This is a genomic window from Clostridium oryzae (genome assembly GCF_002029235.1).
Taxonomy (GTDB): Bacteria; Bacillota; Clostridia; order Clostridiales; family Clostridiaceae; genus Clostridium_AE; species Clostridium_AE oryzae.
This window is the reverse complement of record NZ_MZGV01000008.1, coordinates 1-18,564: the sequence shown is the minus strand read 5'-3', so window position 1 is coordinate 18,564 and position 18,564 is coordinate 1. Positions and strand designations below refer to the sequence as shown.

The 18,564-nt window shown below is 32.5% G+C and carries 12 protein-coding genes; 3 read left to right on the top strand and 9 right to left on the bottom strand.

Features of this window, described 5'->3' with window-relative positions:
* Nucleotides 1–194: 194 nt before the first annotated feature.
* Both CLORY_RS05325 and CLORY_RS05320 read right to left on the bottom strand, forming a co-directional pair.
* Nucleotides 195–824 carry a class I SAM-dependent methyltransferase gene (locus tag CLORY_RS05325; protein ID WP_079422477.1) on the bottom strand — a complete coding sequence of 210 codons (630 nt, stop codon included), beginning with the start codon at nucleotides 822–824 and terminating at the stop codon, nucleotides 195–197.
* A 161-nt stretch (nucleotides 825–985) separates the two neighbouring features.
* Nucleotides 986–1,879, bottom strand: a complete 894-nt coding sequence (locus tag CLORY_RS05320; RefSeq protein ID WP_169911541.1) for an AraC family transcriptional regulator — start codon at nucleotides 1,877–1,879, stop codon at nucleotides 986–988.
* A gap of 153 nt (nucleotides 1,880–2,032) precedes the next feature.
* On the opposite strand from CLORY_RS05320, the gene CLORY_RS05315 reads away from it, so the two are divergent.
* Nucleotides 2,033–4,519 (top strand): beta-mannosidase, encoded by a 2,487-nt coding sequence (locus CLORY_RS05315; RefSeq protein ID WP_079422475.1) that lies wholly within the window; start codon nucleotides 2,033–2,035, stop codon nucleotides 4,517–4,519.
* A 98-nt stretch (nucleotides 4,520–4,617) separates the two neighbouring features.
* On the opposite strand, the gene CLORY_RS05310 is transcribed toward CLORY_RS05315, so the two are convergent.
* The 7 genes from CLORY_RS05310 to CLORY_RS05280 form a co-directional block, all read right to left on the bottom strand.
* Nucleotides 4,618–6,156 (bottom strand): response regulator transcription factor, encoded by a 1,539-nt coding sequence (locus CLORY_RS05310; RefSeq protein ID WP_169911540.1) that lies wholly within the window; start codon nucleotides 6,154–6,156, stop codon nucleotides 4,618–4,620.
* Nucleotides 6,134–7,936 carry a cache domain-containing sensor histidine kinase gene (locus CLORY_RS05305; protein ID WP_169911539.1) on the bottom strand — a complete coding sequence of 601 codons (1,803 nt, stop codon included), beginning with the start codon at nucleotides 7,934–7,936 and terminating at the stop codon, nucleotides 6,134–6,136. Before CLORY_RS05305 ends, CLORY_RS05310 begins: the two co-directional genes overlap by 23 nt.
* Before the next feature lie 195 nt (nucleotides 7,937–8,131).
* Nucleotides 8,132–9,796 (bottom strand): ABC transporter substrate-binding protein, encoded by a 1,665-nt coding sequence (locus tag CLORY_RS05300; protein WP_079422472.1) that lies wholly within the window; start codon nucleotides 9,794–9,796, stop codon nucleotides 8,132–8,134.
* Nucleotides 9,797–9,884: 88 nt separating this feature from the next.
* The gene (locus tag CLORY_RS05295; RefSeq protein WP_079422471.1) at nucleotides 9,885–10,790 is read right to left on the bottom strand and encodes a carbohydrate ABC transporter permease; all 906 of its coding nucleotides are present in this window, start codon (nucleotides 10,788–10,790) and stop codon (nucleotides 9,885–9,887) included.
* Nucleotides 10,791–10,808: 18 nt separating this feature from the next.
* Nucleotides 10,809–11,771 carry an ABC transporter permease gene (locus CLORY_RS05290; RefSeq protein ID WP_079422470.1) on the bottom strand — a complete coding sequence of 321 codons (963 nt, stop codon included), beginning with the start codon at nucleotides 11,769–11,771 and terminating at the stop codon, nucleotides 10,809–10,811.
* 366 nt (nucleotides 11,772–12,137) lie between these two features.
* Entirely contained in the window at nucleotides 12,138–13,292 is a 1,155-nt protein-coding gene (locus CLORY_RS05285; protein WP_079422469.1) for an SGNH/GDSL hydrolase family protein, read from the bottom strand.
* Nucleotides 13,293–13,427: 135 nt separating this feature from the next.
* Nucleotides 13,428–14,453 (bottom strand): LacI family DNA-binding transcriptional regulator, encoded by a 1,026-nt coding sequence (locus CLORY_RS05280; RefSeq protein WP_079422468.1) that lies wholly within the window; start codon nucleotides 14,451–14,453, stop codon nucleotides 13,428–13,430.
* A 363-nt stretch (nucleotides 14,454–14,816) separates the two neighbouring features.
* Between CLORY_RS05280 and CLORY_RS05275 the strand changes: the two genes are divergently transcribed.
* Nucleotides 14,817–16,193 carry a glycosyl hydrolase gene (locus CLORY_RS05275; RefSeq protein WP_169911538.1) on the top strand — a complete coding sequence of 459 codons (1,377 nt, stop codon included), beginning with the start codon at nucleotides 14,817–14,819 and terminating at the stop codon, nucleotides 16,191–16,193.
* A gap of 60 nt (nucleotides 16,194–16,253) precedes the next feature.
* Nucleotides 16,254–18,437 carry an alpha-galactosidase gene (locus CLORY_RS05270; RefSeq protein WP_079422466.1) on the top strand — a complete coding sequence of 728 codons (2,184 nt, stop codon included), beginning with the start codon at nucleotides 16,254–16,256 and terminating at the stop codon, nucleotides 18,435–18,437.
* Nucleotides 18,438–18,564 lie beyond the last annotated feature (127 nt).

Genomic DNA, 18,564 nt, shown 5'->3' with positions numbered 1-18,564 from the left:
ACCATTTTTAACGCCCTAACTCTTAATATTAACATAATACTTTTATTTATTAATTCTATTACCTTTCTATCTTAATTCACTAACCTCAAAATATATTACTGTTTCTTTTTAACTTCTTCGTAAACACGCTGTACCGTTTTTTTTATTTAATTCCCGCCTTCACTTTTCTCTTTACTCTTTTCTCCTCATATTTTCTACTTTTCTGCTACAGCCTTAAGCCAATTTTTATCTTCTACAGTCTCAATGCTAATATTTTTAAATCCTGCCTGCTGTAATAATTCTTTCAATTCTTGTGGAGAATGTATAGCCATATTACTGGAGCTGATTAACTTCTCATTTCTCTCTTTGAATTTTTCGCTTTTATATATCTCATTTATTACCACGAATTTACCATTGCTTTTTAACACACGTCCTATTTCACAAAAACATGAAACTAAATCAGGCCAGAAATATATCGTTTCTACAGCAGTAACAATATTAAATTTATTATCATTAAATGGTAGTTTATCTACACTTCCTCTCAATATATGGACTCTTCCAAATTGAATCAGTGTTTCATTATGTTGAGAAGCCCATTTTACACAGTCTTCAGAATAATCAATACCAAAAACCTCTCCCTGCGAAGCTAATTGAGCTAATCTACCTACTGTTACTCCTCCGCCGCAGCCAGCATCAAGAATAGTATATTCTTTTTCTATATTTAAACCCTTTATGCCCCAGCTAGTCAGTTCATAGTGACTTTTATTCATATCTTCTACCACAGTTTTTCCTGAATGTCCTGTTGGTTTTCTGCACTGATTAAGTCTTCGTGCTAATTCACTCATATTCTATCATCTCCGTTATTAACATTTAGCGATATCTCATATCAATTAAATTTCAATATCATTATACACTTTTTTTATATAGATATCAGTAAAAATACTATTCCAATTTATCTGAACAAGCAAATATAAAAATAGTACTATAAGCATAATCTTATAAACTGTTATGCTCTGTTTAAAGCCCTGATTTTAAACTGTTTAGGAGTCTCGCCTTTATACCTTCTGAATTGTTCAATAAAGTAACTTGAATTTGTAAAACCAGTGTTCAATGCTATCTCTGTTATATTTTGTTCAGTAGTAAGCAGTAATTTTTCTGCTTCAATAATTCGTATGTAATTAAGGTATTCAGTAAAAGTTTTCTTCATAACTTTCTTAAAGAATCTCGAAAAATAACAATAGCTTACACTACACATTTGAGCCATTTTTTTTACAGAAATATTTTCTGCATAATGGCTATCTAAATAGTCCAGCAGTACCTGAAGTTTCTCTATGCCAATCTCCTTTGAAATATCTCCCACTTCAAATTTTATGCCTTTGTTTTCCCAATTTCTGATTATCCAAAGGAAAAGAGTCACTATTTTAGCTCTTACAGCTAACTCAAAACCATATCTTTTTTCTAAGTATTCACGGTTAATATCTAGGATTATATTGTTTAGTTCAGTATTTGCTAATTCGCTTTTTCTAAAAACATTCTGAACTTTATATTGAGACATTGTAAACGGCATTATATATTTTGCTTCGAAAACAGCATTCATATTTGTATAGAGCACATCCACATCAAATTTTATAACTATATGTCTAGTTTCTATACCTTCATAGGTCCTCACTGAATGTATCTCTCTGGAATTAATAATGACAAAATCTCCTTCAGTTACTTCATAACATGTGCCTGCTACACTCACACTAGCCTTGCCCTTAATAAAAAATAAAAGTTCTATATAGTAATGCCAATGATAGTCTACATTCACTTTTCTGGCTTTGTTATCTGATATAAATGTATGAAATGGGTATCTAACCCCATTTATTATTGGCATTTCTTCTTCATAATATGGTTCCATGACAGTATCCTCTCGTCTCTTTATAGTCTCGAAATTGTTCATGACAAATTTGTTATATTTTTTTATATTATAGTTATATTATTATATCATATAAAATGATATTTTAGATTTATAGTAAGTATGATGCTTAAACTAATTTAATGAGGTGGCAATATGATAGATAAAAGACTAGTAATCAACCTTAATGGTATTTGGTCCATGCAAACTCTTCCTGAAGGCGAAGTACTCAATGGTAAAGTACCTGGCTCTGTGTTAAACGATTTACTTACAAATAAGAAAATCGAAGATCCATTCTGGAGAGATAATGAAAAAGATGTGAAAAAACTCTTTTATAATGATTACTCATATACTAAAGAATTTGAAATATCTAAAGCAAATTTAGCTTATGATAATTTAGAGCTAGTATGCTATGGGCTTGATACTCTTGCTGAAATCTACTTAAATGGAACATTACTTTCTGAAACTAATAACATGCACAGAACTTGGAAATTTAATGTGCTTAATAGACTTAACGAAGGTAAAAATACGATAAAAATAGTATTCAGGTCTCCTTTGTTATTTATTGAAGAAAAAACTAAAAATTCCGATATTACTTTTGCACCTACAGGATGTATACCTGGAAATAATTATCTAAGAAAGGCCCACTGTATGTTCGGATGGGATTGGGGTCCTCAACTGCCGGACGCTGGTATCTGGAGAAATATTCAGATTGAAGGATACAACACTTCAAAACTTGAAGATGTCTACGTAACTCAATTCCATAGAGAAAATAGAGTGGACTTAAATGTGAAAATAAAAGTTAAGAATTTCTCTAACGTATCTGATTTAAAAGCTATATGTACTATAACTGCTCCTGATGGCTCTGAAACGAAAGAAAGTTGTCACATTATAGACTGTGAATCAGAAATAAATTTATCCGTTAATAATCCCGAATTGTGGTGGCCTAATGGCTATGGTAATCAGTCCCTTTACAATGTAAAAGTAGAGCTTGTAAAGGCTGAAAATCTTTTAGATGCTTACTCTATAAGAATCGGTCTTCGTACATTAACCGTAAGTCAAGAAGCTGACGAATGGGGAAAAGAATTTGCTTTTACTGTAAATGGCAAAAAAATATTTGCTATGGGTGCCGACTATATACCTGAAGACAACATATATAGTAGAATTACTCCTGAAAGAACAAATAAACTTATTACTGACTGCGCAAGAGCAAACTTCAACTGCTTAAGAGTATGGGGAGGAGGATTCTATCCTTCAGATTTCTTCTTTGATATCTGTGATGAACTTGGAATCATAATCTGGGAGGATCTCATGTTCGCCTGCAATATCTATGAAATGACCGAAGAGTTCGAAGAAAACATAGCAGCAGAGGTTGAAGATAATGTAAAGAGATTACGTCACCATGCAAGTCTTGGACTATGGTGTGGTAATAATGAAATGGAAACAGCTTGGGTAGACTGGGGTGGTGTAAAAGAACATAGTTTAAAATTAAAAGCTGACTATATCAAACAATTTGAAACTCTGCTTCCAAAAGTAGTAAAAAAGAATGATCCTAATACATTTTATTGGGCTTCTTCTCCTTCTTCAGGTGGATGTTTCGACGATCCAAATAGCGAAAACCGTGGAGATGTTCATAATTGGGAAGTATGGCACGGTTTGAAGCCTTTTACTGCTTATAGGAATAGATTCTGCAGATTCTGTTCTGAATTTGGATTTGAGTCTTTTCCTAGCATTAAGACTGTAAAAACCTATACTAATGAAAGCGACAGAAATATTTTCTCAAAAATTATGGAGTGGCATCAGAGATGTGATTCTGGTAATGGTAAAATACTTTATTACCTTTCTGAGAACTATAAATATCCTAAAGATTTTGAAAGCATGCTCTATGTATCACAGCTGCTTCAGATGGAGGCAGTTCGATATGGTGTTGAACATTGGAGAAGATATAGAGGCAGATGCATGGGTGCTACCTATTGGCAGCTTAATGACTGCTGGCCTGTAGCATCCTGGGCAAGCATAGATAGTCTTGGACGCTGGAAAGCACTCCATTATGGGGCAAAGCGCTTCTTTTCTCCTCTTCTAGCATCCGTAGAAGACGATGACACCCTAATAAAAATCTTTGTTCATAATGAAACTTTAGAAGACAAAAAAGGAAAATTGGTTATCAAACTAAAGGACAAAAATTATAATGTTAGTTTCGAGAAGACACTAGATGTTAAACTTCCTAACCTAAGTGCTGCTAAGGCTTTTGAAAAAGATTTTGCTGAATTCTTTATTAATGAAGACTTAAAATCAGAGTTATTCCTTGAATACGCTCTTTCAGTAGATGGAAATATAGTAAGTTCAGGAAGCCATCTCTTCCTGAAAGCAAAACATTTTGATTTTGCTGGTACTACTTATATGGTTTTAGTAAAAGATTTAGGCGATAAGTTTGAAATAAAAGTAAAAGCTGATATCTATGCTGCTTTTGTTGAATTAGACTTTGATAACATGGATGCTATATTCAGTGATAACTATTTTGATATAACTGATGCTGAAGGAAAAACTGTTTACTTGATGAAAAATGATTTATCTGATTCATCTGTAGATGCAGCTGACATAGAAAAAAGGATCAAAGTAAGAAGCATAGCAGATACTTTTTAACATCACAGGGTAAATTCAGACTAAACTTTTAGAGTAAAAAATATGCAGAAAGATGTTATTTAATATATAAATACATCCTTCTGCCACTATATATCGGCCTAATTGCCTGTATATGTTTTTTTATATTCAGAGGGTCCTATTCCCACATATTTTTTAAATTTGTTATAAAAATAATCTTTATTTTTAAACCCTACTTTTTGAGCTACCTCTGAAGCCTTATATCCCTTTAGCAAAAGATTCTTAGCATTTTCTATCCTTAGCCTGTCTACATAGCTATTGAAATATTCTCCGGTATAATTTTTAAACATCTGACCTAGATAAGCATTGCTATAGTTAAATCTATATGCTAAGGTTTCTACTTTTAAATCCTTGTCATAATTTCTATTTACATAATCTATTATTCTTCTAATTACCGTATCTGAACTTATACTGCTTATTTTTTGAGATAATTCATCCGCAAACATGACAATATAATTCATGACCTCCATCATATTATGCATTTCATATATTGCATGCATTATTGTATTATGGCTATATGCACCTTTTATCTCGCTATACACGCTTTCAATTCTTTTAAGAACTTCCAGAACTATATTAGCATATATGCCCTTAACTCTTTCTGAAGAAGAGCTGCTTCTTTTAAATATTAGTGCAATATCCTGTATAATTTTTTTCACTCCATCAACATCATTCATTTCTATGGATATATATATTTTTTCTATTGCATCACCATATTCTATTGATCCTACGGAAACCTCATCATCTCTCTGCTCTTCTGACAATTTCTCCGAGTAGACTATACCTAAATGTTCATAAAAAAACTGCTTATCTATTATACGTTTTGCTGCTTCATAAGAAAATGATATTTTCTTAATAGTTTCTACCTTTTCGCCTAAAACTATAAATACTTTTTTAGAAAACTGGTTTTCTAAGCCTCTATTAACCGTATATAGTATTCTGTCTATAGTTTTTTTTGAGCTATCACAAAATAATATGATAATATCTCCATTAACATCATAGATCTCAACATTTTTTTCATGCTTCAAAAAATTATTCAACATATCAATACCACTTTTATTAGTAGCATTTAATATCTTAACTATAGCCACATTAAATTCAGTGAAAATTTCATACCCAGAAATACAATTTCTATAATTATCGTTTAAAATTTCGTCGAAGTCTTTACTATTCATAAGTGTTTTTATAGTCTCATTAACAACATACTTAACACCATCACTTATAACATTTTTTCTCTTTTTATCTTCATCTATCTCTTTTTGAAACCTTAACAATAATTCTATTAATTCGTTTTCCTCTATAGGTTTAAGCAGATATGCATTTACACCTAATTTTATCGCTTTCTGAGCGAAATTAAAATCATCATACCCGCTCAGTATCATAAACTTACACTCGTAACCTTTTTGCTTTGCCTTTTCAATAAAAGTCAGTCCGTCCATTTCTGGCATCTTTATATCCACCATAACTATGTCTGGGGGGTATTCTTCTATTTTCTGCAATCCTTCCATTCCATTTGATGCTTCTCCACATATACTGCAGTTATAATCTTGCCATCTTATTATGGTTTTTAATCCTCTTCTTACGACAGGTTCATCATCAACTACCAATATATTTAACACCTTCATCCCCCTTTACTGGCAAATATATATATACTTGGGTGCCTTCCATATATTTGCTTAAAATTTTCAAACCATATCGCTCTCCATAGTATAGTTTTATCCTATTGTGAACATTAATTAGTCCTATACTTTTTCCTTCTACAGAATGTTCAGCAGAATACAGTTTTTCTCTTAGCTCGTACAATTTCATCTTAGTCATTCCTGCACCGTTATCCCGTATAAGTATTCTAAGGAATTTGTCCTTCCGTTCTATTTTCAATACTATCTTTCCACCATGGCTTTTATTTTCCAGTCCATGAACGACTGCATTTTCAACAATAGGCTGAAGCAGCAGTGGCAGCACATAATATTTATCTATATCAAAATCTATCTGAATATCATAACTTACTCTATCTTCCATTCTAAATTTCTGTATGTAAAGATAGTTATTTAAAAGTTCTATCTCAGATTTTAGCGTCACCAGCTTGTAAGATACTTCCAGGTTTCTTCTCAGCATTTTCCCAAGGGATTTTACCACTTCTGCTATTTTATACTGACCATTATAATGGGCTTCCATCCTAATAGTTTCTAATGTATTATATAGAAAATGCGGATTTATTTGGCTAGCCAGCATCTTAAACTCTATTTCTTTCTGCTTATTTTTTATCTGTTCCTTGTAAATTTTTTCCTCATATACCTCATGAATAAGTTGTTTTATGCTAATGATCATATAATCCAGATCTTGAAAAAGTATTCCTATTTCATCATCACGTTTTATACCCCTATCTTTTACTTCTAGATCTCCACTGACAACTCTGTCCATTTCACCTCTTAACAAAAGTATTCTTCTAGTAAATGCAGAAGAAAATATCACAATGAGCACTGCAGCAAGTATTATACTAAATATGATTATACAAACCCCTAGCAGCCCTACCTGGTTTACGCTGGCTGTAATAACATCAACTCTCAGCATAGTCATAACTTGAAAAGCGTTGTCGGCTTGAGAATCAGCAAAGTTTTCACTGATCAATCTATATCTTCTTCCATTATATATTGTTTGAGAATTTTCAGCCGCACTGTTTTCAAGGTAACGAATATTTATCTTCTTGTTTTTGTTTTTATTATTGGAGATTAATATTTTGTCTTTATCTAAAGTTATTATAGTTTCAAAAGGCTCCTCTTTAATTATAGATTGTAAATATTGATTGTCTACATAAATAACCAGAACTCCAACGGGATTGCCTCTTAAATCCTTTATATATTTCGTAAGGCAAAGATTCTTTCCTCCATTTAATTCATCGTATACATATTGCCAGTAGGATCTTCCACGTTTTGCTATAGCCACTTGATACCATTTCTTAGATTTTATCTCACTAGTAGTTCCTATAATTTGGGAATTATCCAATAGCGTATCATTATCCGCATAGAATCTTATACTTTTTATTTCTTTGTAAGAGCGCAGCAGGCTATCAAACTCTTTATAATTTTCATAAGCCTCTACTACTTGCCATGGAATAGTATATCGCGTTGTTGCTACTTTTTGTAGTTTTTCATCAGTGTACAACCTATCAGACACCTCTGACATAAGCTTAAATAATTCCCCAAATCTATACTTTATTCTATCATTATTAGTATTGGCTTCTGTAACAGCTCTATTTATAACCATATTTTTCATGCTGGATGTCATCACTATTCCCAATGTTATTATAGGTATCACAGCAGATATAGTATAAATTAATATAAGTTTTTTTCTCATTTTCATATTTATAACGTATCCCTTAATTTTATAAAAAAAATTCATAGACCAGCCTACCTTTTTATAGTATTTATACGATTTCATAATGTACAATAAATGCTTCGAAGTATATAATACAATAACTAATAAATAAATTCTATAAAGTACTTAGATGTTAAATAGGCTATACTATATAAAGTATTTATTTTTGTATAAAACAACTATCTCAATTAATCATTTAATTGAGATAGTTGTTTGTCATTACTTACTATTCCACAAACTCAATCTATCTTGAAGAAGTTTTGTGAATTCTTTACCTATTTTTTCTGCGCCTGCTGCTTTAAGCTGAGACTGCATTGCATTCCACTGCTTATCAAAGTTTGAAGGACTAGCTAATACAGCTTTTGATATACCAGCTTTTGTTATATCATTACATTTATTAAGAATTACTGATATATCTGAGTCTGATGGAACTGTTACACCCCATGCTTTACCCCAGGATTGCTGAACAACCTCATTAGCTTTTGGGTAAAGGTCCTTAAATGTATTAGCATTGTATTTCTTTAAAAGTTCCTTCTGGGCAACATTGTAATTCTTAGCTATTTGTGCTTCTGTATTCGGTGTATAGAATTGACCTGAAGAATCTTTGACTCCATCTCCTCTTTCAGGGAATGGATAAGCATATACTCCTACGCCTGTTTCCTTTGCATAATTTTTATCATTTACCCTTTTTTCCATTTCATCCTTTGGAATTACTCGCTTTCCATTTACAACCTTATAGTTCTTACCTTCAATTCCCCAGTGATTTAATATCTGAGCTTTATCGCTGCACATCCAATCAAGAAATTTAAATGCTCTCTCTGGATTCTTACAGCTTGTAGTAATTCCTATTCCATAGCTAGGATTGTAGCCTGCATCAGCGAAATCTGCACATTTTGTAGAATCATTAACTTGAGCAGGGAACATTCCATAAGTTTCATCATATTTCTTATTAGAAGTAAGCGCCAATTGTGCATCTCTATACTGCCATAGCTGATCATTAAGCGCTACAACTCTTCCGCTAGAAATCTTGGCAGTATATTGATCATATTTTTGAACAAAGCTGTCTTTATCTAATAGGCCAATACTATTCATATGATTAAGCCATTTAAAATAACCTTTTTGATCTGGATTTAAAAATCTATATTCTGCTTCCTTAGTATCAGGATTAACATACCATTGACCATCATCCGGTTTTCCAGTAGTAAATGCGGACATATTACCAACGGCACTCTGCCATCTCCAATCGTCTGCTATAATTGAAAGTCCTATAGTTGGCTGTCCATTAGTTTTAGGATGCTTTGCAACATAAGATTTTATTATTTTTTCAGCATCAGCTAATGTTTTTATCTCAGGATATCCAGCTTCCTTTACTGCACGTACCTGTAATTCAACACCTCCGGTAGGTTCAAATGCCTGTGCATCTACACCGAAAGCCCCCAGCATATAAATTGAAGGGTCTTTTTTACTGTATTTCAGTCTGCTTAAATATTTGCCATATAGTGCTTTTACATTTTTACCATATTTATTTATATAGTTATCCAGCTTAATAAATGCACCAGCAGGTATTAGTTTTTCTTGGCCTCCATAAATCATATCAGGATAATCATTTCCTGCAATCATAAGTCCTATCTTTTGATCCAAATTACCGCCTACAGGATATTCCATTTTTAATTTAACTCCTGTTGCTTTAGTAATTTCCTTGGCCACTGGACTTTTAAAATCCTCATAATTGTTATTAACATCCTTGCTGAAAACAGTAAGAGTAATTGGTGATTTATCATTCTTACTTTTTTCATTATTAGCAGTACTCTTTTTACAGCCTGCCATAAGAGATGCTGTAACAAAAGTCACTAATATTAAGCTAAAAATTTTGTTTCTCTTCATAACATGTTCCCCCTAATAATTATATTTATCTAAACAGCTAACAATATTTAGCTGCTAGTAGCATGTGAATCAATAATCATTTATACCATTACTGCTTTACTGCACCTAGTGTCATACCAGAAACAAAGTACTTCTGTAAAAACGGATACACAACTAAAATTGGTACAGTAGCAACTATAGTTATTGCCATTCTTATAGACTCAGGTGATACTGTATTGGCAGAAGCTGATGTTTGATTTTTTAGTGCTTCTGCTTGGCCAGCACTGGCCGTTGTATTAGACATTACTTTTACCAATTCATATTGTAATGTACTTAAGCTATCCTTGCTGCTTGCATATAAGAATGTGTCCATCCATGAATTCCATTGTCCCACTGCTATGAAAAGTGATATAGTTGCAATAACTGGTAAACATAGCGGCATTACTATCTTCATAAATACAACGAAATCTGATGCTCCGTCTATTTTAGCTGACTCCTGTAAACTGTACGGTAGGTTGTCCATAAATGACCTTATTACTATTACATTCCAAGTGTTTATAAGTCCCGGAAGTATATATACGGCAAAATTATTCACCATGTGTAATTTTCTGACTAGCATATAATCAGGTATCAATCCTCCTGATATATACATCGTTAATACAAAAAGTACTCCGAAAATTTTTCTTGCCATAAAATCTTTTCTACTTAATGTATAAGCTACCATACATGAAGCAACAATTCCTGTAACTGTACCGATAATTGTTCTAAGTATCGATATAATAAATGCATGAGGTATACTTTTATATTTAAATATCTCTTGATAATTAGCCAATGAAAACTTTCTTGGCAATATACCTATTCCTCCTCTAGCAGCATCCACTGAATCATTAAGTGAAACCGCCAGTATATTAAGGAAAGGATATAACGTAATTATAAGTACAAATATAGCTGTAAGATATATGAATATATCAAATATTTTCTCGACTGCATTTTCTCTTCTAAATGTTTTAAACATTCTTATTTCTCCTTTCCTTTACATTATTTCCCCTTCACCAATTCTCTTTGCAAACTTATTTGCTGCTACTACAAGTATGACACTTATTACCGATTTAAAAATACCTATAGCTGTTCCATAGGAATACCTTCCTAAATTTATACCATACTGTAAAGCATAATAATCAAGAACATTTGCATAATCCATTACTATTGCATTTCCTAATAAATATTGTTTCTCGAATCCTATATTTATAAGCCATCCTATGTTCATAATTAAAATAACAATTATTGTTGACCTTATTCCTGGCAGCGTTACATTCCAGATCTGTCTGAACCTTCCTGCCCCGTCCACTTTTGCAGCATCGTATAATTCCATATCTATTCCAGTTATTGCTGCTAGATAAATTATTGAATTCCATCCAACTTCCTTCCAAAGATCCGCACCTGTTACTATCCACCAAAAGGCCTTAGGAATAGCCATAAAGTTAATCGGATTTGCTATAATATGTACTTTTAAAAGGAACTGATTTACAATGCCGCTTGAATCTACTGAAAGCATCGTAGTTATTAAAGTTGCTGCTATAACCCAGGATACAAAGTGAGGAAGGTAAGACACCGTCTGTATAAATCTTTTAAATAAGCTGTGTCTTATCTCATTGAGAAGTATCGCAAATATTATAGGCGTAATAAATCCAAATGTTATCGAAAGAAAGCTCATCGCCAATGTGTTTCTTAATGCCTGATAGAAAGTTGGATCGTTAAATAGCTTTGTAAATTGCTCTAGTCCAACCCATTCCTGTTGTCCGAAAGTTAGGTTGGGCTTATAATTTTGGAACGCCATTGTCCAACCCCAAAGCGGTAAGTATCTAAATATAACAAGCCAAATTACAAATGGTATTGACATTAAAAATAGTGATTTTTGATCGTATACTCTCGAAATAAGGCTTTTAGTTGGCTTTTTTTTATGAGTAGAACGTTTTACTTGAATATTATTTTGCATTTATGTTACCCCCTCTTTTCTTGATCATATTATGCTGCAGTAATAGTCATATCAATTTTCCTATATACAAATAACTCATGAATAAATCTTAACAGCTTTCAATGAAAACGTACACGAGAAAAATTTGGGGTATTTACATTAAAATTTTTAACTTTCATTGATAGAAAAAATATAAACAACTTTAAATACAAAAAAACTTATGCGCCTCTAAAAGCGCATAAGTTTTTTGATTGTTATTTCACCAGGGGTAGGTAATAACAATAATGATTATAAGTCTACAAACCATAGTGTAACAATTTTTTTGACAAATATGTACATTAATTATTATGCATATTTACGTTAATTTTTATATATACAAAATATTATCTAATACCATTTTAAAAATTTCTCAGAAATTCTCGTTCCAGCTAGTCCATTAGGATGAGGATCATCAACATTACTATGATATTCCACCTTTTCTAGGTTATCATTAGGCTTGTCCTGTGATAAAATCTCCGTTATATCGAAAATTCTATCTACATTTTTAAATTTACCCTTCAAAATATATTCATTAACTCTTCTCCACGCTATCTCCTGTTGTCCCTTAAAATCAAACGTTGGAACTGTAAATAAAATGACTTTACACAAGGAATTATTTTCTTTTACCCTATTAATTATGATGGTTAAATCATTAATTATTTGATCTGCATTTCTATTCAACGTGCCTATATCATTGACACCTAAACATATAACTATTTCGTCACAATGCTTAGCTTTGTATAACCACTTACCATCCTGCGCGGCATCTTTTGCTCTTGACCATCCACAGCCAAGATTCCATATACCATACTCAACACCAAGTCCATCCGCTATCTTACTTACCCAATACTCATATTTATCTTTTTGAGTTCTGACGCCTTGAGTGATTGAGTCCCCAAAGAAAACAATATTTTTAGTAACTGCTTTCTTATATAATATTAATGACGGCAATACCAACATATTTTCGCATGCCTCAAATAAATCGTTACTATCCTGATCAGCAAGATTTCCTTTAGCTATGTATGCACTGGCAAGATTTCCTTCACAATTATATGGTAATACTTGCCCTATAGTTTTGTTTGTTATTGTCCATGTAAATGCTAAATAGTGTCCCTCAGGAATATTAATCCTTACATCATCACTCTCAAATGTTTCAGCTTGTTCAACATCCTTAGACCTACTATTATTATAAGTTATCGGAACACTACTGTCTGCCACAATGGTTCCATCGGCAGAACTACCTCCATCAGCCAAATAAGCATTTAGTATTTTCCACTTTCCTCCTGGCAAATTAGCCCGAGATACCGCTCCATCATCCCAAGTGGAATCCACAGTATTACTACACCAAGTTTTCCAAACAAAATCCCCATACTCTCTTGGCTTAATATAAGTTCTATAAGTAAAGGTCTGCACTTCTTTAAAATCCATGATACAATTGTTCGCAGTAGATAAAATCGTACCCGATGCATATTCACTAAATAAGTCCTTTAATTTCTTTTCCATTTTTTCATCCTCCCAACAAAATTATCTATATAAGTTGCAATAAAGTTCTTACATTATGGCTTCTAAAATATTACTGCTGAATCGGTTCCACCCTAGGATCTTTTAGAAGTCAGAATGTATTAGAACTTTCACAACTTATCTAGTTGATTTCCTATAGACTGGTTTTGTACTTACATATATTTTTTCAAAAGGCATATCTTTGTTGTTTATTCGCCAAACAAGCTGTTGAACAAGTCTTGCACCTATTTGTTCATTACATACATGCACAGTTGTAAGTGCAGGTTCTACTACAGTTGCATTTCTAGTATCATCAAAACCAGCAACAGATATGTCGTCAGGAATTTTATATCCTTTAGCTTTATAATATTTGATTACATTTATTGCAATGCTGTCATTCACGCATACAAATGCATCTGGTTTCTGAATTTCGTCAAGACACCTCTTTACTTCTTCTTCAATATATAAGTTATATTGAACTAATTTATTGAGACATAGCCTTTTATCTATTGGAATCCCAGCTTTAACCATAGCCTTATGAAAGCCGTCCCATCTTATACGCATAGACTCACAATATTCAGTATAGCCAATAAATCCAATGTTCCGGCATCCGTTTTTAATTAATCTAGTTGTAATTTCATACACACTGTTTTTTCCCTCTACAACTACATTATCACCTAGCAGCTCATTGTCCGAATTTTCCAGCAAATTATCTAAAAACACCATTGGAATATTATACTGTACTAATCTTTCAATATATTTCTTTTTAAGTAAACAAACTACTATGATTCCGTCTACAACAGTCTTTTCAATATTAGAAGGAAGCCGCAGTTCCTCCTCATCCTCATCATTTACACAAGTAAGCATTAAGTTGTAATTATTCTTACGCAATTCATCTGAAATACCTATTATTATTCTATTCCAAAAATCAACTATCTGCTTATCAATTATGACTAATATACTCTTTGTAGGCGATTTTATTAAATTACTGAATTTTTTCTTTATTTCAGGATCAATTTTGCTATATCCTACTTGTAATGCTCTTTTCTGAACTTTTAATCGAGTTTCATATGCAACAGTTTCACTATCGCTAAGAGCTTTTGAAACAGTATTTCTAGATAGTCCTAAATCATTAGCAATGTCCTGAATAGAAACTTTTTTCATAATTTTCTCCTTGTAATATATAAAAATATTTTACTATTTCCCACAAATTCTGCTCTTTTACAGTACATTATAACATTTGTACTAATACGCATTCAATGTTATACACCTATTTATTGCAGATGCTACCTTCGCTTAAACAATTTGCACAATTTGCACAATTATTTTTTGCAATACAATAAATATTACCATAAACTAACGTTTACAATCAACTTAATAATATACTTTGAGTCAATATTGCACTTATTGATATTTCATTTTTGTGCATTTTATGTTGCATTCCATAATATTTTAATGTACTATAATCATATAATATATATTAGGTATCTTATGAAAAATACAAATACACAAATGGAGGTAATTAGTTTGATTACGAAATATTCTAATTATGGTAGTTATTTTATCTACAAAGCTGAAGACGCAATTCTTACCGGTACTGAAATTGTATCATCTATTCAAGGTTATTCAGGTTCAGGTTATGCTGATAAATTAACAAAAGAAGAAGCCAATATATCAGTTATTGCAGAGTTTAATACTGATGGATACTATGATATATCCATTTCATACATTAGTCCCGATGGTCCAAGAAAGAATTTTTTAATGGTTGATGATTATTTTTATGGTGAATTTCTAACATCTCAATGTGATAATTTCTCAGAAACCGTTATCTGTAACTGTTTCTTTAAAGCTGGAAAACACAATGTAAAAATACAAAAATTCCACGGTGATATAGCAATTGATTATATAAAAATAGCTAAAGCTGGAGCTCCAGCTCCATTAAAATCAAATTTTTCACTATGCAATGAAAAAGCTTCAAAAGAAGCACGAGCTGTAATGAATTATCTAAAAAGCATCTATGGTAAAAAAATACTTACTGCTCAACATACTAGCGCTGCTTCAGGACCCGAGATCGACTATATATATGAAGTTACAGGAAGCCTTCCTGCAATAAGAGGTTTTGATTTATTAAGCTATTCACATTGTACAGAAACTATGGATGCCTCAGAAAGTATTGTGTCTGAAATAGCAAATAATAAAGGTACTATAGAAGAAATAATTAACTGGTATTCTAAAGGCGGTATTCCAATAATTTGTTGGCATTGGTTTTCTCCTATAGTCGGTAAGGATAGAAGTTTTTATACAGATTTAACTGATTTCAACCTAAATTTAGCCTTAACTGATGGTACTGAAGAAAACAAAGCACTTCTTGCAGATATAGATGAAATTGCAAGACAGCTCTCCATACTAAAGAAAGCAAATATACCTGTACTTTGGAGACCGCTTCATGAAGCTGAGGGAGGATGGTTTTGGTGGGGTGCAAAGGGACCTGAAGCTTATAAGAAACTATATTATCTGATTTTTGATCGATACACAAAAGTATTTGATCTAAACAATTTGATTTGGGTATGGAATGCTCCAAAGGAAGGATGGTACCCCGGAAATGATTTCGTTGACATAGCAAGTATAGATGTATATGCACCTGCTGGAAATTATGGACCGGTTAAAATATCAGCAGACTATGTTCTCGACCTTACTGATGGTGAAAAGCCTGTAGCTTTAGCAGAAAACGGTTCAATACCAGATCCTGATCTTTTAATCCAAACTGAAACTCCTTGGCTTTGGTACATGCCTTGGTGGGGAATGCATGCTCTAGATGGAATTCACAACAGTAAAGAGCACCTAAAGAAAGTATATAATCATCCATACACTATTAAATTAAAAGATTTGCCAAGCTTCAAATAAACCATTTCTCAGGTTTATTTAGAAATATAAATTTTTATTTTAAGGAGGATTCGTTCTACTATGCCTATTTTATATGACAAAGAACATAAATTATTTCATTTACAGGCAGCTGATACAAGCTATATTATCCAAATATTTGAAACCGGACATCTTGCCCATCTTTATTGGGGAAAAAGAATCAACAAATTAAGTTTTAATAATTTTCCTATAACTGCAGTAACAAATTTTAAATCAACTGATCCAATTTTGCCCATAGATGTTGTCCCTCAAGAATTTCCGAGTTTCGGTGCAGGTGATTTCAGAACGCCTGCTTATCAGGTTCAACTTGAAAATGGATCTACAGTAACAGATCTCTTGTATGTATCACACAAAATATACAAAGGAAAACCTTCACTTGATAATCTACCATCCACATATGTGGAAAACGATGATGAAGCAGATACACTAGAAATAACATTGGAAGACAAATTAACAGGACTAAATGTAATTTTATTGTATACAGCCTACAGAGAGCTAAATGTTATAACAAGAGCAGCTAAACTTATCAATTTGGGAAAAGAAAAATTAAAGCTTCTCAGTGCTCTTAGCATGAGTGTAGATTTTAATGACTATAACTATGATCTTTTGCAATTGTCTGGCTGTTGGTGTAGAGAAAGACATATATTCAAAAGGGCTCTAGTTCCCGGTGTACAGTCTATCGAAAGTAAACGAGGCATGAGCAGTCATACCCAAAACCCATTTATAGCACTATTAGACAAAGATGTAACTGAAACTCACGGTACCGTATATGGTTTTAATCTAATATACAGCGGTAATTTCTTAGCTCAGGTTGAAGTAGATCCTAATTACTTAACAAGAATACTAATGGGAATAAATCCATTTGATTTCTCATGGTTATTAGATGTTAATGAAAGTTTCCAAACTCCTGAAGTTGTAATGGTATATTCAGATTGCGGACTTGGAAATATGTCAAGAACTTACCATAATCTATATAGGAAAAGATTATGCAGAGGCAATTATAGAGATAAATTGAGACCTATTCTAGTAAATAACTGGGAGGCAACCTATTTTAATTTTAATGCTGATAAGATAAAAAGCATAGCAAATACTGCAAAGGAACTTGGTATAGAACTTTTTGTATTAGACGATGGCTGGTTTGGTAAAAGAAATTCTGACAATTGCTCCTTAGGCGACTGGATAGTTGACAAAAATAAACTTCCTGACGGACTTGAAAGTCTAGTTAAATCAATTAATGATAATGGTACAAAGTTCGGATTATGGTTTGAACCAGAAATGGTATCACCAGACAGTGATTTATATAGAGCACATCCTGATTGGTGCATTCATGTTCCAAATAGAAAACCTGCGCAAGGAAAATTTCAAAGGAATCAATTAGTTTTAGATTTAACACGTGAAGAAGTATGTAATTACATTATAGATGCTGTTTCCAATATTTTAAAAAGTGCTCCGATTTCTTACGTTAAATGGGATATGAATAGAGCTATTTCAGATGTCGGATCTGAAAGCTTACCTGCTGAAAGACAAAGAGAAACTTCTCATAGATATGTACTCGGTCTTTACAAAGTAATGGACAAAATTACTTCGGCTTTTCCAAATGTTCTATTTGAAAGCTGTGCGTCTGGAGGCGGAAGATTTGACGGAGGAATATTATACTATATGCCTCAAACTTGGACAAGTGATGACACTGATGCTGTAGAAAGGCTTAAAATACAATATGGTACAAGTATTGTTTATCCTGCCATAACAATGGGAGCTCATGTATCAGCTTCACCTAATCATCAGCTTGGAAGAGAGACAAAACTATCTACAAGAGCAGATGCAGCTATGGCTGGAAACTTTGGCTATGAACTCGATCTTACTAAATTTACAGACGAAGAAAAATCCATAGTTAAGCAGCAGGTAGAAAAATATAAAGAAATTAGACATATAACTCAGTTTGGTGATTTTTACAGACTTAGGAATCCTTTTGAATCGAATGAAGCTGCCTGGATATTTGTTTCTAAGGATAAGAAGGAAGCTTTTGCTTCATATTTTAAGGTTTTAGCTAAACCTTTTACGCTTCCGTCAAGACTCGTTTTAGAAGGATTGAATCCCGATTATACTTATGAAGTTATAGGTAGCGATATGACATTCGGCGGAGATGAGCTTATGTATATAGGTCTTGATACTACAGAACTTAAAGGTGATTTCACCAGCATAACCTGGAGACTTAAGGCCATATAATAAAAAAATCCCCTACCGGGGACTATGAGTTTTAGAATGGAAAAGGTTCGTTCTCATCAACTAAATACGAACCTTCTTCTACTTTCTTTTCTCCTGAATAATAAAAATCTGCATCACAATTAGGGCA

What these genes read in the sequence shown, in the direction of transcription:
- CLORY_RS05325 (WP_079422477.1), bottom strand. Translation starts at nt 824, where the DNA reads ATGAGTGAATTAGCACGAAGACTTAATCAGTGCAGAAAACCAACAGGA.
- CLORY_RS05320 (WP_169911541.1), bottom strand. Translation starts at nt 1,879, where the DNA reads ATGGAACCATATTATGAAGAAGAAATGCCAATAATAAATGGGGTTAGA.
- CLORY_RS05315 (WP_079422475.1), top strand. Translation starts at nt 2,033, where the DNA reads ATGATAGATAAAAGACTAGTAATCAACCTTAATGGTATTTGGTCCATG.
- CLORY_RS05305 (WP_169911539.1), bottom strand. Translation starts at nt 7,936, where the DNA reads ATGAATTTTTTTTATAAAATTAAGGGATACGTTATAAATATGAAAATG.
- CLORY_RS05300 (WP_079422472.1), bottom strand. Translation starts at nt 9,796, where the DNA reads ATGAAGAGAAACAAAATTTTTAGCTTAATATTAGTGACTTTTGTTACA.
- CLORY_RS05295 (WP_079422471.1), bottom strand. Translation starts at nt 10,790, where the DNA reads ATGTTTAAAACATTTAGAAGAGAAAATGCAGTCGAGAAAATATTTGAT.
- CLORY_RS05290 (WP_079422470.1), bottom strand. Translation starts at nt 11,771, where the DNA reads ATGCAAAATAATATTCAAGTAAAACGTTCTACTCATAAAAAAAAGCCA.
- CLORY_RS05285 (WP_079422469.1), bottom strand. Translation starts at nt 13,292, where the DNA reads ATGGAAAAGAAATTAAAGGACTTATTTAGTGAATATGCATCGGGTACG.
- CLORY_RS05280 (WP_079422468.1), bottom strand. Translation starts at nt 14,453, where the DNA reads ATGAAAAAAGTTTCTATTCAGGACATTGCTAATGATTTAGGACTATCT.
- CLORY_RS05270 (WP_079422466.1), top strand. Translation starts at nt 16,254, where the DNA reads ATGCCTATTTTATATGACAAAGAACATAAATTATTTCATTTACAGGCA.